The organism is Helicobacter fennelliae (assembly GCF_900451005.1).
GTDB lineage: Bacteria > Campylobacterota > Campylobacteria > Campylobacterales > Helicobacteraceae > Helicobacter_B > Helicobacter_B fennelliae.
Genome location: NZ_UGIB01000001.1, coordinates 291,226 through 313,232, shown reverse-complemented (window position 1 = coordinate 313,232; position 22,007 = coordinate 291,226). Strand labels below are relative to the sequence as shown.

The window sequence follows — 22,007 nt, the reverse complement described above, 5'->3', positions numbered from 1 at the left end:
TAGAATCTATAAAAATTAGAATCTAGATTCTTAATAAAGCACAAAAATCCATTATAAATTAATTTTGCGTATAACAAATTTATGTTAAAATCACAAACTCTAAAATGCTTCAATACAAAACAAAATAAACACTAAAAGGATCAGCGATGAAAAAGATATGTCTTGGAAGTATAGCGTTGGTTTCGAGTTTGTTTGGGCTTGAGTTTGGCGGAATGGGCAATATCAGTGCTGGAATGGGCGGTGCTGGCGTTGCACTCAAAAACTCTCAATGGGCGATTTACTATAATCCCGCACTCCTTGCGGTCAATAAAAAATCAGGCTTTGCGTATAGCTTTGGCGTAGGATACAAAGAGACAAATCTCTCTGCAATCGCGGGTATCGACTTTAATAATCTTGAGCAAATGCCAAATAAAATCAATGGACTTTTTAATGGCACAACAACGCGATCAGTTGGCACTACTCGAGTAAGAAGATCAACAGGTGCAAAAGCAACGCCACTTGTCGGTGGCGCAATGGGTGATGTGCTTGCAAATCTTGTAGGCAAGACAAATGGAAGCGCAACAGATGATGATCTCAAGACCTATATCGATACCGTGGCAAAAAACAATGGTATAACTGTTGATACATCTAAAGGCGTAGATCAAATAGTCCAAGACATCCAAAAAAACCCTCAAGGCAACGCAGCTTTTGATGAGATCAAACAGGGTTTGCAAGCCTCTATTGACAAAACCAAAGCGCAGAATCCAAATGATGAAAGTTTAGGCTTGCTCGGCACGATTGTGGATAATCTCACGCCTGAGAATGTCGGCGGACTTCTAGAAATCGCAGGCAAAGGTAATACAAACATGAATCTTGGCACAATCCTTAGCAAAATGGGCGGTATCACACTCTCCACAAGCTCCGATCCCTCGCTTAATCAATTCCTAAAAGATGTCGGGATCATTAATGATGTCCTCCATAGAAATGACTTCAGTATCGCAACTCAAAATGGGCTAGTCATCAACATTGGCTCCAAAAACACCAAACGCGGGACAATTTCTGTGGCGATTATGCCAAGTGCGTTTGTGAGTGCGACAGCGCGGATTGACAACACACATAATAGGATCATCATAGACGCAGGAAGCAGTAACTATGCTGAAGTGAGTGTAGGCTCTGGAAGTGTAACGATTACAAATTCTGATAAAGCTACCTTTGACTCAAGCTCGCTACTTAGCGATCAAGCCAACCACGCGCTCAATGTTTCAAGTGTCACAATCGCGGAAGTGCCTGTGGGCTATGGGCATTTATTTGAGACCAAAATCGGAAATTTTGCAGTCGGTGGCGCGGTGAAATATATCTTTGGGCTTGGATATGCGATGAATGCGCAAGGTGGGTTTAATAACCTCACATCAAATATCAATGTCAATGCAAAAGATATACAGCAAACCCGCACTTTTGGGATTGATTTAGGGTTTTTATATCAGCCACGATTTACCAAAAACTTTAGTATCGGGCTTGTCGCCAAAAACCTAAACGCCCCCAAAATCAAAACAAATATGCAACGAGTAACACTCAATCCGCAAGTTCGCGCTGGGCTTAGCTATACGTTTTTGAGCGATAAAATCGTGCTTGCACTTGATGCGGATTTATTGCCAAATGATACGCTCTCAATCGCAAGACCAAAATCTCAAGTTGTGGGCGGTGGACTGCTGTTTGACTTCAAATGGGTGGATTTGAGGCTTGGAAGTATGTATGACTTCAGAAACAACTCAAATGAGGGAATGATACTCACCGCAGGTATCAATATCTTAGGATTCCTTGATGTCGCGGTGCAAAGCAATCTCCACATGGCTTCATTTGAGGGCATTTCTCTGCCAAGTTATTTTAATGTCAAGCTTGGCGGTAGCTTTAGCTGGTAGGGTTGTGAGGAGTTGAGGAGGATTCTAGATTCCAAGACTTGCAAACTTTAAGGACTTCAATGAAACAAATAGCCATCATCGGCAAACCTAATGTCGGCAAATCTTCGCTTTTTAATCGCTTAGCAAAGCAGAGGATTGCAATCACTTCTGGCTTCAGAGGCACGACAAGAGATATTAATGCTACACAGATTCTCATCTCAAATCATCAAGTCAAAATCATCGATACCGGCGGCATAGAAACAACTCACGATGAGATTTTCACGCAAGTCAAAGAAAAGTCGATCCATGTGGCGATGAGTGCGGATCTCATCTTGTATATGGTCGATGGCAAGGAGATTCCAAGCCAAGAGGATCGGAGGCTTTTATATACATTATCCAAGCACACGCCCTGCTTTTTGGTCGTCAATAAAATCGATAGCGATGCGCAAAAAGAGCAGGGGTATATGTTTTATGAATTTGGGCTCAAAGATGTGTTTTTCATCTCGATTATCCATAATCGCGGGATAAGCATTTTGCTTAATGCCATTGCTGGGGTTTTGTTTTGTGAGGAGGAAAGTGTAAGTGCGGATTTGGGGGAGGATTTGCTCCAAAGCCTTGAAGAAATGCTCGAGCAAAAAGCAGAATCTAAACTATCACTTGCACCTGATATGAGGCAGAATCTAGATTCTGTGGATTCCAAGAAGTGTAGAGATTTTGGGAAATCCGCAGAATCCACACACCTTGCAGAATCTAAATCCGCAGAATCTAAACCTATAGATTCTCGCGCATTTTCACAATCACTAGAATCTAAACAATCTTTAGAATCATCTGCCACAGCTACAATTACAGCCATAAGCGCAGATACAACGCACGATAAGCACACCAAGGACAATAGCCAAGATAGCCAAGAATACGCGCCAAACACCATTCGTGTAGGCATTGTAGGGCGAGTTAATGTCGGTAAATCCTCGCTTCTAAACGCACTCGTGCAAAAAGAGCGATCAGTGGTAAGCTCTGTGGCTGGGACGACGATCGATCCTGTCGATGAGCGCATACAAGTTGGGGATTATGAGTTGCACTTTGTCGATACAGCTGGCATTAGACGACGAGGCAGGATTGAAGGTATAGAAAAATACGCACTCGATCGGACAAACAAAGCCTTAGAAGGTGCGGATATTGCGATTTTGGTGCTGGATTCTAGTAGTGGATTTTACGAGCTTGATGAAAAGATTTGCACGATTATCCAAAAGCACAATCTTGGCGTGATTGTTGTGCTAAACAAATGGGATATACGATGTGGCGAGTTTGAGGAGATAAAAAAGAGTTTTATACATAAATTTAGATTCTTAGAATGGGCGCCGTTTTTGACATTAAGCGCGAAGACAAAGCGACACATAAGCGATCTTAAGCAAAAAATAATCAAAGTATATGGGTATTATACTTATAGGATTCCAACTGCTAGGCTTAATCTCGTGATACAAAACGCCCAAAAGCTTCACGCCCCGCCAAGCGATCATGGCAAAATCGTCAAAATCTATTATGCGACACAATACGACATCAAACCGCCCCAAATCGCACTTGTCTCAAACCGCCCCAAATCGCTTCATTTCAGCTACAAGCGGTTTTTGGTAAATCAACTCCGCAAAGAATTTATCCTTAGTGGCGTGCCTATTGTTTTGACACCAAAGGATAAGGCAAAGTCAGAAGGTGATTGAGATTATAGATTCTCATTTCCATAGATTCTAAATCCTAGCTTTTAAGCGATTTGAGCTGCGAGATTCGTTTTTCGCTTCGTCAATGAACTACAAATTCTATTTCCTCGTTCAAAACTTCACAATCTATCAAACCCTTGCAAACCCTTGCAAACTCATCTTAAAATCTAGAATTTTTTACACGCTCTTTTTGTATCTGCATAGATTCTCTATGTTGTTTTTGTCGTTATTGCGAGACTTCCGCTAGGAAGTCGTGGCAATCCATTTTGCTAGATTGCTTCGTCCTATTGTCCTCGCAATTGATTGAGCAGGCTTGTCATTGCGAGCGAGGCAGAAGCTAAGCGTGGCAATCCATAAGAATCCACCATAATAGAGCGTAAAAATCTCTGTAAAGCAGAATCTAAATATTAACATTATGAGTAAAATTAAAAAATTTGCGTGGCAATCTAACAAAAAAATATTAAAATTCAGGATTAAAATCCAAAGCGATACAAAAAGTAAAGAGCAATAAGAGTCAAAAGCAATGAAACCTAAAAAATCTCAAATGTATTCTCACACGACTTTAGGCATTTTTGCGATGATTGTTTCATCGCTGTGTTTTTCTTTGATGAATATGTGTGTGAAATTTTTACATGATCTTTCGCCTATGGAGATTATATTTTTTCGATCTATCGTTATGGTGGGGTTTTTGGCATGCTTTTGGATCTATAAGCCCCCAAACCAAAAAGCAAAGAAAAAAGGAGGCTTGCCAAAGCTTCTTTTTCGCGCGATAACAGGCGGACTTAGCATGATCGCACTTTTTTATAATATCTCATCAATTCCGCTTGGCACAGCTTCGGCGTTTGCGCAGACGATGCCATTGTATGCGGTTATGTTTTCGGTGATATTTCTCAAAGAGCGCGTGAGATTCTCGACAATCCTTGCTTCTATTATAGGATTTGTGGGCGTGCTGTGTATTTGTGATCCTAGCTCAAAGTCATTGGGTGCGGATAATATCATCGCAGGCATTATTGGTGGGGCGATGATGGCATTGGCATTTATCAGCTTAAGAGGGCTGAAAGAATACTATGATGAGAGCGTGATTATTATGGTGTTTGGGCTAAGTATGAGCGTGATTGCTGGGGTTGGAATGTTTATTGAGATTCCTAATCTCTCTGGTTTTAGTTTTCCTTCGGCTAAGGATTGGGTGGGGATTTTTATGCTTGGGGTGTTTGGGACATTGGGGCAGATTTTTGTAACGCGCTCATATATGCTTGCGCCCGCTGGGATTGTCTCGCCGATTGATTATAGTAGGATTTTGTGGGGTGTGGTGTTTGGCGTGATGATGGGCGATGCACTGCCAAATCTCATCACAACAAGCGGGATTTTGCTTATCATCATATCTGGCACGATGATCGCACTACCGGTATTTTTGAGGGATTATAAGCAAATACAAAAGCAATCATCAGTCTAAGGGCAAACACAGCCAAAGGATTTATAAGAATTCATAAAAGCTAGAATCTACAAAGTTGTTATTTTGTTGTTATTTGTCATTGCAAGGTGAAATATAAAATATCTCAAAATAAAGCGACTTTGTTTTACTAATGCTTTTGCGCTTCAAAATAACTAACTATATAAGCATTTTGGGTGATTAATGACAATGTGAGAATTATTTCACGCGTAAATAATCATCTTCAAGGCGCACGATGTCATCTTCTCCGAGGTATTCGCCCACTTGCACCTCGATCATGACAAGCGGAATGATACCCGGATTCTCAAGTCTGTGCGTCTGCCCCATAGGAATGTAGGTGGATTGATTGGCTTTGAGAAAAGTCTCCTTGCCATTGATAGTAACAAGCGCAGAACCATTGACAATAATCCAATGCTCGTTGCGATGAAAATGCTTTTGCAAGCTTAGGCGTGATTTTGGCTTGACTATGATTTGCTTGATTTTGTAGGATTCTCCCTCCAAAAGCACCGTGTAGCTTCCCCAAGGGCGATGCGTTGTGGCGTGGGTTTTGAGGATTTCTGGATTGAGAGTTTTGAGCTTTGGCAGAATCTCTTTGATACGGCTAGATTCTCCTTTTTTGCTTACAAGTAGGCAATCGCCACCATCAACGACAATCAAATCATTTATACCTATGCCGATTACTGGGCGATTTGAGAGGACAAAATTATTATGCGAATCTTTTGAGATAAAATGCGTGTTTGAAGCGTTGTTGTCGATATCTTTGGGGTATTCTTGGCTTAGGTATTCAAAGCTTCCTACATCGCTCCATTTTAGATCACTTACGATGCAAGCGATATTTTTGGTTTTTTCCATTAATGCATAATCGATACTTTTGTCTTCAAGCTCATAGCTTAGTGCTCGATCAAGTCGCAAACATTGATTTTTGCAATTTTTATTTTGTTTGTGATTGTTGAGATTCTCGCTACTCTCGCTCTTTTCTAATGCGCTTACTTGAAAGACTTTTTTACACATTTGGTATATGGATTTGGCGTGTGTCTGAAGCTCATCAAGCAGTGCGCTGGCTTTGAAGCAAAACATTCCGCTATTCCAATAGTAATTTCCTTCAGCAAGGAATTCACGCGCTTTTTGGATTGTCGGCTTTTCATAAAATCCTAAGACTCTCGTAGAATCTAGTTTGTCCGTTTTGATGTAGCCATATCCTGTGTGTGCGAAAGTAGGGACAATGCCAAAAGTTACGATTTTGTCCTGCATAGCAAGGGCAAATGCTTGCTCTAGGCATTCTTTGTAATGATGAGAATTTATCAGATGATCGCTAGGTAGTGCTAGGATAATCTCATTTTCTTTGTTTGTGGCGTATTTGGAGGCATACAGCGCGCTAAAAGCAAGTGCTGGAGCGGTATTTTTGCCATAGGATTCACAGATAAAGCTATCGATATGTATGTTTATTTCTTTGGCTTGATCTTTGGCAAGAAAATACAGCGACTCGTTGGTGATGACTTGGATTGAGGCAGAATCTAGAGAATCTAGGGATCGCAAAGCATCAATATTTCGCAAGAGCGTTTCTTGAAAAAGCGATTTGGTTTGAGAATTTGTGCTTTGTGGTAGGAGGCTAGCAAACTGCTTTGGCATAAGCTCGCGAGAGAGTGGAAAAAGCCTTGTGCCAGAGCCTCCGCATAAAATACTTATTGTCATTTGTCCTCTTTTGTGATGATTTTTGGGATTTGATTGGGGTATTGTAGCAGATTTAGGATTTAAAGCAGAATCTAAATTTGGCTTTGAGTGTTTTTGAAAGATTGCTTATTGTTTTAATGCTTGATTTGAATGGATAAATTAGGTTATTTGCTATTGTTCTTACTTTTTGTGCTTTTTTATATCTGCGTTCGATATTGAGTCTCCATTGTCCAAATCCTCGTCTATATGCGCTTTGCTTTGGCTGCGAAAAAATATGCGCAAAAAATGCCTCTAGCTTGCTATCAAAGTATGTCGCATAATTTGTATCAAGCAAAAGTGGCTCGTTTAACATATCCATATATGCGCTATCGTTAGAATCTAAAAATATAATAAAATCTATGGCTTCTTGTATGGAATTAAAATCTGAAATATTAATAAATGCTTTTTTGTTGAGTTGTGGCTCAAGGTTTTTATATGATTCCCAAATTATGTTGTTGTCGGGGGGAGGGATCGAATTTATAGCATTTTTGAGTGTAGGATCGCCCCAATAAATAGGAATGCTATGAGCAGCTTTTGCGTCAAAGAGTTTTTCGGTTAAATATCCATTTGTAGAAGAATTTTCAAAAGCAATGTTGAATTTATATTCGCTCAAAAATGCCAATTTATCGGCTATGGGTGTGCCACCGATGTTGTTTTTGTATTTTCCACCAGAATCTACTTTTTTGTATGCGCTTAAGCTTTTGAAAAATTCCTCTCTAATGCTGTGTGCTTTGCCATTGCTTACGACAAATGAACAAAATTTTCGTTTGGCAAGTTTTTGGTTGAGGTTATATTTGCGCGCTTTGGCATTCATAGTGTGAGGAGCAGAGGTGTCTAGCTTGTGGGTGTCAGAGATTTGTATGGATTCTTGTGTTTTGGATAAATTATTATTGATTTCTTCGCGTTTGGCGATGTCTCTAAAGCTTGCATAAAACAAATAAAGTGGATAGCGCAAATGCCTATCTTCAAATATAAGATAATCAAAAGTGATGGCATAATCACAAAAATTAAAATCCGCTCTTAGATTTTCGCCTGTATAAAATATCCTCACGCAATCATACTTCAGATGTTCTGTGCCAAATACGCTATAAAAAATAAAATCTGGATTTTCTGTATTGATTTCTACTTTGTAGAGAGTTTGTAATTTGTGCATAATGTATTCTGGGCAACCATCAACAATATGGATTTTGATTGTGTCTTTCATCTGCCTATATCTTAGTTTTATTTTGGAATCTGCCATTATAGCAAAGGTTTTATAAAATCAACTCAATAACTTTCAGTGCTTTTATGCTACAATAAGCGTTTATTTTGCGTGACGTGTTTATTTGGCGCGTTTATGTGTGTATTTTGATAAAAAGGATAGACATTGAAAGTAGCGATTATTGGGAGTGGATATGTGGGGCTTGTGGCAGGAGCGTGCTTCGCGCAAATGGGAAATAATGTAATATGCCTTGATGTCGATGGGCAAAAAACCAAAAATCTACAACAAGGCAAGATTCCTATCTATGAGCCCGGGCTAGAATCTATGGTGCTTGAGAATCAAAAGCTTCATACACTTGCTTTCACGACTGACAAAAAGCAAGCCTTAAGCGATGCGGAAGTGATATTTATCGCTGTTGGCACGCCTATGGGTGATGATGGAAGTGCGGATTTGCGATTTGTGCGCACTGTGGCGGAGGATATTGGCGAATGTATAGCGCGAGATTATGTGGTTGTTGTGGATAAATCAACCGTTCCAGTAGGGACAGCAAAGCAAGTGCGAAGCATTATAGAATCAAAACTCAAATCGCGTAACATAGGGCTTGCATTTGATGTCGTGAGTAATCCAGAGTTTTTAAAAGAAGGAGTGGCGATTAAGGATTTTATGAGCCCTGATAGGGTGGTGATAGGCACAGATTCTGCCAAAGCACTTGAAGTGATGAAGGCATTATACGCACCATTTCTCATCAAAAGCGATCGCCTCATCGCTATGGGCGTAGAATCCGCAGAGATGACAAAATACGCCGCAAACGCAATGCTCGCTACAAAAATAAGCTTTATCAACGAAATGAGCCAAATTTGTGAGCGCGTGGGGGCAAATATCAATGATGTGCGACAAGGGATTGGATCAGATTCTAGGATTGGGTATAGCTTCATTTATCCGGGTTGTGGATATGGCGGGAGCTGCTTTCCAAAAGATGTGCGGGCATTAGAAAAAACAGCGCGGGATTTTGGCTATGAGGCAAAAATCCTTCAATCCGTGCAAGCAGTCAATGAAGCGCAAAAACTTTTGCTTGTAGAAAAAATCATCAAGCGATTTGGCGAGAATCTTAGTGGCAAGGTTTTTGGAGTTTGGGGGCTTAGCTTTAAGCCAGAGACTGATGATATGCGCGAGGCAAGCTCTATTGTGCTGATAAAAGAGCTGATAAAAAGAGGCGCAAAAATCAAAGCCTATGATCCCAAAGCTTACGAGCAAGCGAGATTCTACCTCAAAGATGAGCTAGAATCTATATGCTTTGAGGAATCTAAATATGACGCACTCAAGGGCGCTCAAAGCCTGATTATCATCACAGAATGGAGAGAGTTTAGAAGCCCGGATTTTAGCGAGATAAGCAAACAACTTGCCGCACCGATAATCTTTGATGGACGCAATATTTACCAGAATCTAAATCTTGAGGAAAGAGGATTTGAGTATTATCAGATTGGCGTGGGCAAAAGCAAGTGAGAATGAAGAATTTATATTTTCTACTTTGTCATTGCGAGTAGTTGTAGCATTGTGGATTTTTTGTCATTTTAGCGACAGCAAAGAATCGAGAATCTATCAAACAAAATTTAGAAAATCTATGCCAAACAAGCATTTCAAGCATTTCAAAAGGAATAATAATGACTACAAAAATACAAGACTATTTCATCGGGTTAGCCCTTGCCTCACTAAGCGTGATTGTTTGCGTAAGCAAAATGTATTGGGGGCATGATTGGGGTGGAGATTTTTCAGGCTACATCGCGCAAGCTATCAGCATAACTACGCATTCAGCACAGCACTACATCGCGGATAATACTCAAATCATATCGCAAACTGACGGAATCTATGGACCTTATGCGTATCCTTGGGGGTTTCCGATATTGCTTGCATTTATGTATAAGCTATTTGGGTTTAATTTTTATGCGTTTAAAAGTGTTGGCGTGATATGTTTTGGGATTTTTGTTTTGCTTTTTTATGTGTTTTGTCGTAAATACATCGCTAGAAAATACGCGTTTTGTGCGACTTTGCTTTTTGCGCTTAATCCAAGTCTCACGATGAGTGCGAGCAATAGTGTGCTTTCAGATATTCCATTTTTGTGCGTTGGGTTTGGAACGTTGCTTGCACTTGGAAGTCTTTTTGGGTCGCATAAAATTGGATCACATACACATTCTAAAATGATTCAAAAAGTTACAGAAAAAGCCAATATTGTCGGGGGGGGGGGGCAAAATATAACCTTATAAGCCACTCATCTGATTCTTTTAGTAACACTTCTTTATCTTTTTGGCAGAATCTTATTTTTTATGGAGCACCTTTTGCAATTTCATTGCTTGGTGGTATTTTGATGTTATTGGCTTGTCTGATTCGTATGAATGGTATGGTTATCGTGCTTGCTTTATTGTGTATGCATAGTGTGCTTATGTTGAAATGTTGCGCCCCAAATCTATGTGAAGCCATAGCGCATAAGCCGTATTTGTGCTTTTTGCGCCCGATATTCTCTATCAAGACGCCATTTTCGTTATGTAGCGCGTTTGGCTTTGGCGTGCATATTTTGCCTTATATTGTGTTTGGCATAGGTTATGGCTTTGTAGTATCGCATCTTAGTAGCGGTGGTAGCGGGCATTTTGAGATTTTTGCGAGTATGAGTTTGAAAAGTATTGTAGGTAATCTTCGGTATTACACGATTGATTGTCTTTATGCTGAATTTTTTGCGATACCAAAAAAAGTGCTTAATGTTCCAATTTTTGTGCTTTGCGTGCCTTTGATGTGGTGGGGGCTTGTGAGTGTGAAGAAATTTTATCACGCACAAAATCCGCAGAATCCACAAAAAGCTATCCTTACATACAATCAAAGTCAAGAGGTATTTTTTGGGATTTTTATCTTAGGGTTTTTGGGATTGCTTGTTTTGTGGGTAGGATTGCAAGGGATACGATTTGTTTATTTGGTTTTGCCTTTTATGGTGTTTTGGGGAGCTAGAGGTGTGGCAATCGGGAGAGTAGGTGGTATAAATGCAAGCTCAAAAATCAAAACATACACGCGTTTTGTGTGTGTATTGCTTATGGTGATTATGGGGTATTTTGTGATAAATAATCTTGTATTTACCGCTTCACACAAAGCCAAACAACTAGAATCCGGCGGCTCTTTTAACCCATTGGCACTTGAAGTGTATGAATTTATCAAGGCTAAAACTCCACAAGATGCAAAGATTTTATTTATCAAGCCTCGCGTGCTTTATCTTGCTACGCATCGCTTAAGCTTTGCCTCATCAAATATCAATAGAATCAAAGAGGCAGATTATGTGCTATTGTGCGATGATATGCCATTTTCACAAGAGGGCGATTTGAGATTCCAAGAGCAAGTGAAGCTTGTTTTTGAAAACGCAAAATTTAGATTGTATCAGGTATTGCGATGAGCGCAAGTAGCAAATGAATCAAAAGCACATAATATGAAGAGTAAGCAAAAAATATTGAAATTGATATGCTTTTGGTTATAATACACATTTATTTTAGATTTATGGGGCTTCAAATGAAAAAAATCCTCCTTACAGGTGGTGCAGGCTATATCGGCTCGCACACAAACGCGCTATTAAATGCGCTAGGATTTGAGACAATAGTTATAGATAATCTTAGTCTTGGACATAAAGAATCGCTCGATTTTAGCGTTGTTGTCGGGGGGGGGGGCAAAATCTATCTCTAAAAGCAGAATCTAAATTAGAACAATTTTTTAAAGATTCTACAAGTGCGCTAAATTCTCATTCAAAACAACTTATATCAGCCATACAAAATCCTCCAGCTTCACCCTCATCTTTAAATACCTTTATCCAAGCAGATTTATCTGACAAGATGGCTTTAGCCAAAGTGTTTGCAGAGCATAAAATAGATTCTGTCTTGCATTTTGCAGCTTTTGCGTATGTCGGTGAAAGTGTGGTAGATCCGGCAAAATATTATCGTAACAATGTCGCTAACACGCTCAATCTTCTTGAAGTGATGAGAGAGTTTGAAGTCCAAAATATCATTTTTAGCTCAACTTGCGCAACTTATGGTAATCCCCTGCATTCGCCAATCACAGAATCTCACCCTCAAAATCCTATCAATCCTTACGGACAATCAAAGCTTATGGTCGAAAAAATCTTGTGTGATTTTGCGCTTGCGTATGGGCTAAAGTATGTGATTTTGCGCTATTTCAATGCAGCTGGTGCAAGCACATTTTTTGACATTGGAGAATCTCACAATCCAGAAACCCACCTTATTCCGCTTGTTATCCAAACGGCTTTGGGGCAGCGCGAGTTTGTGAGTGTGTTTGGGGCGGATTATCTGACAAAAGATGGCTCATGTGTTCGAGATTTTATCCATATTGATGATTTGGCGATGGCACATATTTTGGCACTGCTTTATCTGCGCGACAATGGCAAGAGTAATGTGTTTAATCTTGGCAATGGTAGCGGATTCTCGGTATTTGAGGTGCTTAGTTGTATGCAGGAAATAATAGGAGAGGCTATTCCAAAAGTCGTAGAATCTAGGCGTGCAGGCGATCCAGCTATTCTTGTTGGCGATAGCACAAAGGCTAGAAATATTCTTGGTTGGAATCCGCAATTTTGCGATTTGAGAGCGATTTTGCAAAGTGCGTTGATGTGGCATAAAAATGCGCGTTATTAATCCAGAATCTAAACCTCATATCTAAAGGAGCAAAAATGAATAAACTAAATCACACCAAAAAATCAGAATCTAAATCACCAAAAGTGCTTATAATTGGTGCAGGACCAGCAGGGCTAAGTGCGGGCAGAATCCTATCTCAAAACGGCTATGAGGTTGAGGTGTTTGAATGTGAAGAAAATGTCGGCGGTATGAGTAAGAGCTTTAATCTTTTTGGGCAGATTGTTGATATTGGACCACATCGATTTTTTAGTAAAGATAAGCGACTTAATGACTTTTGGCATTCGCATACAAATGGTGCTTTTGTCTCTGTCAATCGCTTGACGCGTATTTTTTATAATAAAAAATTTTTCTATTATCCATTGCGCGGGTTTGATGCACTTTTTAAGCTTGGATTTGTAGAATCTAGCCTGTGTGTCTTAAGCTATATCAAAGCCAAAATCTCTCCATTTCAAGGCAATAGCTTTGAATCATGGGTTGCTAATGCGTTTGGCTATCGCTTATATAGCATATTTTTTAAATCCTACACACAAAAACTTTGGGGGATACCATGCAATGAGCTAGATTCTGACTTTGCCGCACAACGAATCAAAGGGCTTAATCTATATGAAGCACTCAAATCTGCATTCTTTGGCGATAAAAACAAAAAGCATAAAACCTTAGTTGATAGCTTTAGCTATCCAAATCTTGGCTGTGGGGTTGTGTATGAAAATATGGCACAAGAAATCCGCAATGCAAATGGCACAATCCATACAAATATCAAGGTGCTTGGCATAAAAACAAAAGATAAAAAAGCCATAGGGATCACTACTGATAAGGGCGACTTTGAAGGAGACATCGTGATCTCTAGTGCGCCATTTAATGACATGGTCTGCTCGCTAGATGAAATAGATACGCAGATAAAGCAGCTCGCTTCAGAGCTTAGATTCCGCAATACGATATTAGTCTATCTTGAAGTGCAAAACCCTAGCCAAAAAAGCGCAAATGCAGAATCTAAAGATTTTACACAGAAGAAATCATTGCTCTTTAGGGATAATTGGATTTATGTGCATTCTGATGATGTAAGCACTGGGCGCATTACAAATTTTGCGAATTGGAGCGAGGGCATTACTTGTGGCAAAGATAATGCGATATTGTGTTTGGAGTATTGGGCAAATGATGATGAGAAATTATGGAATCTAGATAAAGAGAAGCTCTCTGCTATCGCGATAAATGATATGCTTACAAGCGGACTTATCAAAGACAAATCACAAATCAAACAAAGCTTTGTGCTTAAAATCCACAAAAGCTATCCTATATATAAAAGAGGCTATAAAGTCGATTTGGAGCGCATTTATAGCGCACTTGATGAGTTTAGGGATTTGTATTTTATCGGGCGCAATGGAAGTTTTAAGTATAACAATCAAGACCATAGCATTCTTATGGGGCTTTTGTGTGCAGATAAGATTCTAGGTAAGCTTGATTCTACACTTTGGCATATCAATACAGACTATGACTATCAAGAGGGCAAAGTAGAAACAGAAATAAGCGCAAAATCAAGCACAAATGCGTGAAGATAATGAAGTGATTGGGGTGATAGAATGACTCAAAAGATGAGGATAAATAAAGTAGTGTGGGATTTTTTGGGATTAGGCAAAAGATATTGCATAGATTCTTCATCTGGTAGGATTTTGGTGTTTGTGTTGGTTTTGGTGACGACAACTTTAAGTTTTTATAAAAATACTTTCCATATTGCAAATAAAGAGTGGTTTAATCATTTTCAAAAAGACACAGAAGCAAGTGTAATAGGCAAAGTGCTAAGTGATAAATATGGGCTAGATACGCAAGGCTATGGTATGGTGTATCCAAGCCAAGATTCTAATCCAACTTATGGCAATCTCGATATTTACACTATGCTAAAAGACAATATCAAGCCACAAAGTATGTTTATTTATCGCTCTTCTATTGGATTGCAGGGCTATATTTCATCTTTTGTGTATCATTATTTTCGTCTTTCTGATATTGTCATCTTGAATGCGTTGGTAGCGTTTTTGGCGGCTTTTGTAGTGATTATTGTGAGTGTATTGCTTGGCAAAATCTTTGGTGTGATGTTTGGGATTGTGTTTTTTATCTCTTTATTTTTCTCACCTTGGGTTGTTTGCTATGGTAATAATTTATATCATTGTATCTTTATGTGGTTTGTGCCTGCGGTATTTTCGTTTTTATTGTTTTTGCATATCCGATCTGGATTAGAATCTAAAATCTATCCGAATTTAGATTCTGCTTCAAATACTGCTGTTGTCGGGGGGGGGGGGGATTTTAGAGCCTAAAAACTCACAAAATAAAACCTATAACAATCACAACTCCAAAATCAAAAACAATGCGTATATTATTTTTTTATTAAGCTGTTATTGTGTGGCGATTTTTATGCGCTGTTTGTGTAGTTATGAATATCTCACAAGCATTATTTTGTTTTCTCTTTCTGTGTTTTTTGTCGCTTTTTTGCTCTCTTTTGTCAAAGCACAAACTCTATCACCTCAAATGAAATATATCATTTTCCCCCTTATCCCGTGCAAAGTCGCAGTGCGCTATATTGTGATTTTGTTTGTTTTGGGTGTGTTTGGGTTTGTGCTTGCTTTTGCTTTGCATACTTATATACGAGGCAATGGCGATATGCTTCAGGGATTAAAAGATATTTATCAGCAAGATTTTTTGCGCCGAATGATTGGTGGTGATTCTAAAAATTTTGATCCCGCATTTGCAAAATCTATCGAATCAAGTGTGATAGATGTGGTTTGGCAATACTTTAAATATCCATCACTTACTGCTTTTCTTCCGTCCAATCGCGCTGTGTTTTTGCTTTTTATTTGTATTGATATAGTGCTTATACGATATGTAATCACCGCTAAATCACTTAAGATTCTGTGTAGTGTTATGCTTATTTGTTTTGCGTTGCCAGCTCTTAGTTGGTATGTATTTGGCAAGGCGCATTCTTTTATCCATACGCATATGAATTATATATTATGGTCGTTTGGATTTGTAGCGACATTGTTTTATATTCCTGTTGTAGCGTTTTTTCAAAGAATGGCAACAAGTAAAAGTAGCGATAAATGAAGCAAGTGTTAGCAAGCCTAGAGATTAAGATTTAAGAAAACATAAGAAGAGATATATTACAATCACAATTTTGTCGAGAAATCAAAAGCCAAAAAATTAAAAAGACTTATAATGGAGTTAATGAATATGATAAAAACTGCCAAAACTCAAATCTCACATTTTTTTGAGTATTGCTACAAGTCGCCATTTGTAGTTTGTGCGTATGTGTTACTTATTGTTGGCATTCTTTCTCGTTGTGTGTTGTATTTTGATGCTCGTGAGTTGTGGCTTGATGAGGCTTCACTTTCACTTAATATCTTTCAGCTTGAATGGCGTGATTTGATTGGTAAGCCATTGATATTTGGGCAGGCTGCACCTCTTGGATTTTTAGTGGTTACAAGAATTTTTGCAAAAATATTTGGATATAGTGAGCTTGTCTTGCGGATTCTACCATTTTTTGCATCGATTGGCTTGTTGATTGTGATGTTTAAGTTGGCAGTTGAAATGTTTGTTACACATTCTTGCGCAAATCCTCCACTGCATTTGTCTGCAAAAAACAATAATTCTGCATATATTTGGGTGTGTATCACACTTATTGCACTCATCACTTCAAAATCACTTTTGTATTATGCAGCAGAATTTAAGCAATACGAAGTTGAAGCTTTTTGTAGTGCGCTTTTGGTGTATTTATTTGTGCGAAAAGTCAGTTTGCGTATCTTTTTATTTGCAAGTTTTGTATGTTTGCTTTTTGGTAATGGCATTGTATTTGTGATATTTGGTTTATTGTGCGGATATATGTATCGAAGTATCAAAGCAAGCAATCTTGGATTATTTGGTGGCTTGAAACAATTTATTATGCAGAATCTTATCTCATTTCTTGTCTTTGGAATATTCTTTTTTCTATTGTATTTTGGCTATACAAAGCCACAGGCTGTGAAGTTTTTCTTTGATTTTTGGAGTCATGGATTCTTGCCACTCAATCCTAAAGAATTTTTCTTGTGGGTGAATGAAAATATTTCGATTTTTACAGAATTTGCATTTGGTGGCAAAAAAATCGTTGCATATCTTTTGCTTATAACAAGTCTAATTGGGCTATTTGCAATGTATCGTTATGACAGGGCATTATGTATCGGGATTGCTGCATTTATAGTTGTTTATATGATTGCTTCATTTGCTAAGATTATGCCTATTTCAATCGATGGTGGGATACTTGGCACAAGGCTTGCACTTTTTTGGGAGCCAATTTATGTGCTAGGCTGTGTATTTGGATTGCGCTTTATTGCTAGCAAAATACTCATAATAGCAGAATCTAAGTTGAGTCCTAAAAATGTCAAAAAGCTTGTTGTCGTCGGGGGGGGGGCATTTTTCTCTATTTGCTTATTGTTTGTGGTATAAAAATATATAAATTTCACAATAGCTTTCAAAGACCTGTAATAAGCGAACTTGTAGCTTATACGAAAGATAATATTACAGATAATGATATTTTGTTGGTGCATAATTCAGTTACTAGTATATTTTTGTATTATAAATTCCGCCTTAATCTCAACCACCAAGAGCAAATCTCAAGCGGAGAATGGGCAAGCTCACCAGAATCTGATATAAAAAAGATTCTCGATGATGTAAAAAACAAACAAGAAAATGTGCGATTATTTGTGATTCTTGAGAATTCAAATCCAAGTGATACGTTTATAGAAAATCTCACTTCTGTGCAGAAAAAACAAGCAGGGCATTATACATTACTTGTTATTGATACAAAGGCTCATTGATTTTTAAGTCTTTGATTCTAGATTTTAGAATCTGTTTTTAGATTCTAGATTGCCACGCAAAATTTTCAATTTTGCTCGCAATGACAAGCCTACACTCCCGTCATTGCGAGGACAATAGGACGAAGCAATCTAGCAAAAATAGATTGCCACGACTTCCTAGCGGAAGCCTCGCAATGACGATTTTTTCTGGATTCTTCGTTCGTTTCACTCGCTCAAGTAATGACGAGATTCTATGTCAAACACAAACGAGCGTGTAAGAAATCCTCTATTTTTAGCTTATTTTTGTAGTTTTGAAAGCTTTGGCGCAAGATAAAACCAAGTGAGTCGCTACTTTTCGTGCGTCGCCAAAATAACACAAGATAAGCCAAACAAAGCAATCTGCAAAAAGAAGCAAAAAGAGAGGAGTTAGATCACATGGAAAATAGAATCTAGATTCTAAGCAATTTAGACAATTAAAGCAGAATCAAGACTAGATTCTTGCCCTCTATCTTTATCTCTTCATCTTTTGCAAACCTTAAAACTCCTTTAAAGCTCTTTGAAGTTTTCAAAACTTTATAAGGAGTCTTTAAGCACTTCCCTTAAGCTACCTGACGAATTTCTTTGAAGCGCACCCAAGCGATGATTTCTAAAATAATCGCAGCAATGACAAAAATAAATCCTATGAAAATAAGTGTTGTTAGTTTGCCAATAATTAAAAGGATAAACGCATACAAGAAAAAAGGCTCATTAGTGATAGAAGAGAGTTCTTTGTAATACAAATACCCAAAAATAAGCCCTGCCACAACGACAATAAAGCCAAAAATCACACCAAAGCCAAGCCCTAAGAATCCAGCATCATTAGACAATGCTACAAGCCCTACGCTTACGGCACTAAATGTAGAGATAATCAACCCGCCAAAAAAGATCAAGATAAAATAAATCACATAATTTCTAAGTAAGGTTTTGCTTTGGGAATTTTTATTGATCGCAAGGATTGCCAAAATCATCGCGACAAAACTTATGATTGAAAACACAAAACCAACAAATGGCATAAGTCCCAAAGCACCGCAAATAAGGCTTGTATAAGCTTTGATTTTGATACTATTTATATCAGAACCTTTGAGAACTGCATCTACATTGAATTTTGCTTTTGTGATGTAGATTGATTTTGCTTTGTCGCCTTCGATCTCAAAATCAACCTCAGAACCAATAATCATATCTATGGATTTATCAGATAAATTGACAATATCAGTTTTATCAAAGCTATATCTTTTATCGTCATTAGCGATGATTAACGCAGTGTCAATAATTTTGCCTTTCATTTTGTCTCCTTTTTATTTGTAAGTATGTATTGTTTAAAAGCCAAAAATAGTAAAATATTTTTCTTTAAGTGTGGCTTAAGATTAAGGAGCTGCTAAGACATAAATCTATAAGTAAAAAAGTGCTATAACACATTTTTTGAATTCAAAATAATGGAGGTATAAATGGATCATCAAAAAGTTCGCTATCAAAAACGCAAATATAGCGTATGGGAGATTCTAAGCTTTGCTCTGCTTGCACTAGGCATAAGTATCAGAATCTATCAGTATGTGTTTCACAAAGACTTGTGGCTTGATGAGGCAATGCTAAGTTTTGTGCTTTATGGCATAGATTTTAAAGATATATTTTTTCAGCCTTTGCCATATACTCAAGCTGCCCCACTAGGATTTTTGCTTGTAAGCAAGCTTATGTGTGTGGTGTTTGGGTATGGAGAGTGGAGTTTGTATTTTTTGCCGCTATTGTGTGGGATTGGAAGTTTGTTGCTTGCGTATAAAATGGCACGATTGCTTTTTAGTGATTTTGGCGTGGCTGTATTTATGCTACTTGTGGTGGGCTCTCTTGGGCTGTTGTATTATAGTGCAGAATTCAAGCAATACGGCATTGAGAGCTTTTGTGTGTTTTTGTTGTTGTATTTGTATGTCAAAGGTGTGAGTTGCAAGATATGGAGTGTAGTTAGCATAATAACTTTGCTTTTTTCTAACACGATTATTTTTATCATCATCGCTTGTTATGCTGGATTTGCATACGCTCACAAACAAGCATTAGGCGCATTTATCAGACAAAACACTTTGTATATAATCGCGGTATTTACTGCATTTGCGCTGTATTATGTGTTGTATATTCGATTTCAAGCGGTGCAAAATTTCTATGAATATTGGGAGAAGTATTTTTTGCCACATACTTTAGGTGCGTATAAGGATTTTATTTGGACTTTATTTGGTATATATGAGGGCTTTACGCCATTTGCAAGAGGCAAAGTTATTCCTTTTTATATGTTTGCTGGGCTGATTGGATTTGTAGCATTGTATAAAACTCGGCGCGATATGTTTGTGATTATTGCAAGTGCTTGCGTGTTTTATGTGCTTTTAAGTTTTTTGAGAATCTATCCATTTGGACATGAGGGTGTTATTGGTGGCAGACTCTCACTTTTTATGGCACCTCTTTTTTATATGCTTGCAAGTTATGGAATCATCTATTTGCTGCCCCCCCCCCAGAGAGATATTACAGATTCTGCGCCTTTATGCAAAATCCTCTCACAAACACTAAAAATCACACTCTATTTGAGTATTGCTATAATCGCTAGCATTACTTTTTATCGTTATATCAAAATCCCGCTTCATCACACACATCATAATCAGCAAACACATCAATTTATTTTTGATCTCACTAGAGTAGATTCTGCGCTAGATTCTAAACATTGCATTTATGTGTATAAAGCAAGCGAACCTGCATTGAAATATTATTTGTTTTTGGATTCTGTGGATTTGCGATACAAAATCTTTGAGCGCGATACGCAAAATCTCACAAAAGATATTTTGCAAAATTCACAAAATTGTTCGTATATCACTATCCTTGCAAGCCATATCTCAGCGGATCTGACACAAGAAATAGAGCAGTTTATCATATCCATAGATCCGCAAGCAGAGGTCAAAAGAGCACAAAGTGGAGGTGAGGTTTTGTATATCAAAGCAAAGATTCCAAAGATTTCGCAAAAGCTATCAAAATCATTAGGATTGCCAATACCCAAAAATACATCAGAAAATAAGAGCAAAAAATGATGATTTTGTCGTATTTAAGATAGTTTTTGTGTTTTTTGGCTAGAATTTGAGTTATTTTTTAAGGATTGTATATGTTGCATAAAAAAATTTTAGTTACCGGTGGTGCTGGGTTTTTGGGTTCTCATTTGTGTGAGCGATTGCTTGATAGAGGCGATGAGGTGCTTTGCGTGGATAATCTCTTTACCGGCACAAAGCGAAATATCACGCATCTTTTGGCTAATCCACGTTTTGAATTTATGCGTCATGATGTTACTTTTCCACTTTATGTGGAAGTTGATGAGATTTATAATCTCGCTTGTCCGGCAAGCCCTGTGCATTATCAGTTTGATCCTGTGCAGACGACAAAAACTTCCGTAATGGGCGCGATAAATATGCTCGGACTTGCCAAACGCACAAAAGCTAAAATCCTGCAAGCTTCCACAAGCGAAGTGTATGGCGATCCTGAAATCCACCCTCAAGTAGAATCTTACAAGGGTAGCGTCAATCCAATAGGTATCCGTGCGTGCTATGATGAGGGCAAACGATGTGCGGAGACATTGTTTTTTGACTATCAAAGGCAACATAATGTCAATATCAAAGTGATGAGAATCTTTAACACCTATGGACCTCGAATGCACCCAAATGACGGGCGTGTGGTGAGTAATTTTATCATTCAAGCACTCAAAGGGCAGGATATTACTATTTATGGAGAGGGCAAGCAGACGCGGAGCTTTTGCTATGTCGATGATTTGATAGAGGGTATGATACGGCTTATGGAGAGTCGCGATGGATTTAGCGGACCTGTAAATATCGGAAACCCAAATGAATTTAGCATGCTTGAGCTTGCCCAAAATATACTTGAACTCACGCAATCAAAATCTAAACTCATCTTTTTGCCACTTCCTCAAGATGATCCCAAACAGCGACAGCCTGATATTGCTTTGGCAAAAAGTGAATTGCAATGGCAACCGCAAGTGCAACTTCGAGAGGGGTTAAGCAGGACGATTGAATATTTTAAGAATAATCTTGGCTAGATTCTGGTGTTACAAACACAAATCCGCTTTTTTATTTTATTATTGTAATTATTAGCGAGAAGTAATCCAGAATCTATGGAAACACAATGGCGCGTTAAGAAATTCTAGAATTTAGAATAAATTTTGTGGTTTTGCAAGGCGAACGAATAAGTCGCATTATATCGTGCGTCGCTAATTAAATGAGCCAACGCAATTTGCAAAAATTACCAAAAAGCTAGAATTTAGAATCTAAAAATCTAAAAAGTCAAGAATGGATTGCCCAGCACTTTAATGGGCTTTGTAATGAGATTTTCAATCTAGAATCTAAAAGCTCTATATTGAAATCTTTAAACCCCAAAACCTACATATTTACGCAGAGGCTTGGGAATGTATTTTTTTATGTGCTTATATGTCCGTGCCATGTGTATCATATTTTTGTATTGAACAAATTTATCCTGATTTTCAGGAATAAAATAAATT

At 38.2% G+C, this 22,007-nt stretch carries 19 protein-coding genes; 16 read left to right on the top strand and 3 right to left on the bottom strand.

Features of this window, described 5'->3' with window-relative positions; genetic code table 11:
* The first annotated feature begins 146 nt into the window (after positions 1-146).
* From traF to DY109_RS01590, 3 genes are all read left to right on the top strand, one after another.
* Complete coding sequence (gene traF, locus DY109_RS01600; RefSeq protein ID WP_115737734.1) at positions 147-1,898, top strand: conjugal transfer protein TraF; 1,752 nt, start codon at positions 147-149, stop codon at positions 1,896-1,898.
* 59 nt (positions 1,899-1,957) lie between these two features.
* Positions 1,958-3,592: a ribosome biogenesis GTPase Der gene (gene der, locus DY109_RS01595; protein ID WP_023946838.1), complete on the top strand. Its 1,635-nt coding sequence runs from the start codon at positions 1,958-1,960 to the stop codon at positions 3,590-3,592.
* A gap of 520 nt (positions 3,593-4,112) precedes the next feature.
* Complete coding sequence (locus tag DY109_RS01590; RefSeq protein ID WP_023946832.1) at positions 4,113-5,042, top strand: DMT family transporter; 930 nt, start codon at positions 4,113-4,115, stop codon at positions 5,040-5,042.
* A 195-nt stretch (positions 5,043-5,237) separates the two neighbouring features.
* Here the strand turns inward: DY109_RS01590 and DY109_RS01585 are convergent, their stop codons facing one another.
* Both DY109_RS01585 and DY109_RS01580 read right to left on the bottom strand, forming a co-directional pair.
* Entirely contained in the window at positions 5,238-6,731 is a 1,494-nt protein-coding gene (locus tag DY109_RS01585; protein WP_023946830.1) for a mannose-1-phosphate guanylyltransferase/mannose-6-phosphate isomerase, read from the bottom strand.
* A gap of 52 nt (positions 6,732-6,783) precedes the next feature.
* Positions 6,784-7,953, bottom strand: coding sequence for a glycosyltransferase family 10 domain-containing protein (locus tag DY109_RS01580; protein ID WP_051404606.1), 1,170 nt, complete (start codon positions 7,951-7,953; stop codon positions 6,784-6,786).
* A 162-nt stretch (positions 7,954-8,115) separates the two neighbouring features.
* Between DY109_RS01580 and DY109_RS01575 the strand changes: the two genes are divergently transcribed.
* The 11 genes from DY109_RS01575 to DY109_RS11250 all read left to right on the top strand — a co-directional run bounded on the left by DY109_RS01575 (position 8,116) and on the right by DY109_RS11250 (position 17,715).
* Positions 8,116-9,453: a UDP-glucose dehydrogenase family protein gene (locus DY109_RS01575; RefSeq protein ID WP_023946826.1), complete on the top strand. Its 1,338-nt coding sequence runs from the start codon at positions 8,116-8,118 to the stop codon at positions 9,451-9,453.
* 158 nt (positions 9,454-9,611) lie between these two features.
* Positions 9,612-10,211 carry a glycosyltransferase family 39 protein gene (locus tag DY109_RS01570; RefSeq protein ID WP_112058299.1) on the top strand — a complete coding sequence of 200 codons (600 nt, stop codon included), beginning with the start codon at positions 9,612-9,614 and terminating at the stop codon, positions 10,209-10,211.
* 98 nt (positions 10,212-10,309) lie between these two features.
* Positions 10,310-11,380: a hypothetical protein gene (locus tag DY109_RS01565; protein WP_147291153.1), complete on the top strand. Its 1,071-nt coding sequence runs from the start codon at positions 10,310-10,312 to the stop codon at positions 11,378-11,380.
* A 113-nt stretch (positions 11,381-11,493) separates the two neighbouring features.
* On the top strand, positions 11,494-11,664 hold the full coding sequence (locus DY109_RS12425; protein WP_115737732.1) for an NAD-dependent epimerase/dehydratase family protein: 171 nt from the start codon (positions 11,494-11,496) through the stop codon (positions 11,662-11,664).
* Between the two features lie 71 nt (positions 11,665-11,735).
* Positions 11,736-12,623, top strand: coding sequence for a UDP-glucose 4-epimerase GalE (gene galE / locus DY109_RS01555; RefSeq protein WP_115737731.1), 888 nt, complete (start codon positions 11,736-11,738; stop codon positions 12,621-12,623).
* 35 nt (positions 12,624-12,658) lie between these two features.
* The gene (locus DY109_RS01550) at positions 12,659-14,173 is read left to right on the top strand and encodes an FAD-dependent oxidoreductase (RefSeq protein ID WP_023946815.1); all 1,515 of its coding nucleotides are present in this window, start codon (positions 12,659-12,661) and stop codon (positions 14,171-14,173) included.
* A 27-nt stretch (positions 14,174-14,200) separates the two neighbouring features.
* Positions 14,201-14,929, top strand: coding sequence for a hypothetical protein (locus tag DY109_RS01545; RefSeq protein ID WP_114996785.1), 729 nt, complete (start codon positions 14,201-14,203; stop codon positions 14,927-14,929).
* Positions 14,898-15,713 (top strand): hypothetical protein, encoded by an 816-nt coding sequence (locus DY109_RS01540; protein ID WP_114996786.1) that lies wholly within the window; start codon positions 14,898-14,900, stop codon positions 15,711-15,713. The genes DY109_RS01545 and DY109_RS01540 overlap by 32 nt, the downstream gene beginning before the upstream one ends.
* A gap of 111 nt (positions 15,714-15,824) precedes the next feature.
* Entirely contained in the window at positions 15,825-17,087 is a 1,263-nt protein-coding gene (locus tag DY109_RS01535) for a hypothetical protein (protein WP_147291152.1), read from the top strand.
* Positions 17,066-17,458 (top strand): hypothetical protein, encoded by a 393-nt coding sequence (locus DY109_RS01530; protein WP_112058304.1) that lies wholly within the window; start codon positions 17,066-17,068, stop codon positions 17,456-17,458. Before DY109_RS01535 ends, DY109_RS01530 begins: the two co-directional genes overlap by 22 nt.
* Before the next feature lie 80 nt (positions 17,459-17,538).
* Positions 17,539-17,715 carry a hypothetical protein gene (locus tag DY109_RS11250; protein ID WP_158413009.1) on the top strand — a complete coding sequence of 59 codons (177 nt, stop codon included), beginning with the start codon at positions 17,539-17,541 and terminating at the stop codon, positions 17,713-17,715.
* A 321-nt stretch (positions 17,716-18,036) separates the two neighbouring features.
* Here DY109_RS11250 and DY109_RS01525 read toward each other — a convergent pair whose 3' ends face one another.
* A complete protein-coding gene (locus DY109_RS01525; protein WP_023946805.1) occupies positions 18,037-18,759 on the bottom strand; it encodes a DUF996 domain-containing protein in 723 nt (240 codons plus the stop codon).
* A 162-nt stretch (positions 18,760-18,921) separates the two neighbouring features.
* Between DY109_RS01525 and DY109_RS01520 the strand changes: the two genes are divergently transcribed.
* The gene (locus DY109_RS01520) at positions 18,922-20,535 is read left to right on the top strand and encodes a hypothetical protein (RefSeq protein WP_115737729.1); all 1,614 of its coding nucleotides are present in this window, start codon (positions 18,922-18,924) and stop codon (positions 20,533-20,535) included.
* A 71-nt stretch (positions 20,536-20,606) separates the two neighbouring features.
* Positions 20,607-21,548 (top strand): UDP-glucuronic acid decarboxylase family protein, encoded by a 942-nt coding sequence (locus DY109_RS01515; protein ID WP_023946800.1) that lies wholly within the window; start codon positions 20,607-20,609, stop codon positions 21,546-21,548.
* The last annotated feature ends 459 nt before the right edge of the window (positions 21,549-22,007 follow it).

Bases quoted from the DNA above. Each gene is read 5' to 3' on its own strand.
- traF (WP_115737734.1), top strand. From the start codon at position 147: ATGAAAAAGATATGTCTTGGAAGTATAGCGTTGGTTTCGAGTTTGTTT.
- der (WP_023946838.1), top strand. From the start codon at position 1,958: ATGAAACAAATAGCCATCATCGGCAAACCTAATGTCGGCAAATCTTCG.
- DY109_RS01590 (WP_023946832.1), top strand. From the start codon at position 4,113: ATGAAACCTAAAAAATCTCAAATGTATTCTCACACGACTTTAGGCATT.
- DY109_RS01585 (WP_023946830.1), bottom strand. From the start codon at position 6,731: ATGACAATAAGTATTTTATGCGGAGGCTCTGGCACAAGGCTTTTTCCA.
- DY109_RS01580 (WP_051404606.1), bottom strand. From the start codon at position 7,953: ATGAAAGACACAATCAAAATCCATATTGTTGATGGTTGCCCAGAATAC.
- DY109_RS01570 (WP_112058299.1), top strand. From the start codon at position 9,612: ATGACTACAAAAATACAAGACTATTTCATCGGGTTAGCCCTTGCCTCA.
- DY109_RS12425 (WP_115737732.1), top strand. From the start codon at position 11,494: ATGAAAAAAATCCTCCTTACAGGTGGTGCAGGCTATATCGGCTCGCAC.
- DY109_RS01550 (WP_023946815.1), top strand. From the start codon at position 12,659: ATGAATAAACTAAATCACACCAAAAAATCAGAATCTAAATCACCAAAA.
- DY109_RS01545 (WP_114996785.1), top strand. From the start codon at position 14,201: ATGACTCAAAAGATGAGGATAAATAAAGTAGTGTGGGATTTTTTGGGA.
- DY109_RS01535 (WP_147291152.1), top strand. From the start codon at position 15,825: ATGGAGTTAATGAATATGATAAAAACTGCCAAAACTCAAATCTCACAT.
- DY109_RS11250 (WP_158413009.1), top strand. From the start codon at position 17,539: ATGACAAGCCTACACTCCCGTCATTGCGAGGACAATAGGACGAAGCAA.
- DY109_RS01525 (WP_023946805.1), bottom strand. From the start codon at position 18,759: ATGAAAGGCAAAATTATTGACACTGCGTTAATCATCGCTAATGACGAT.
- DY109_RS01520 (WP_115737729.1), top strand. From the start codon at position 18,922: ATGGATCATCAAAAAGTTCGCTATCAAAAACGCAAATATAGCGTATGG.
- DY109_RS01515 (WP_023946800.1), top strand. From the start codon at position 20,607: ATGTTGCATAAAAAAATTTTAGTTACCGGTGGTGCTGGGTTTTTGGGT.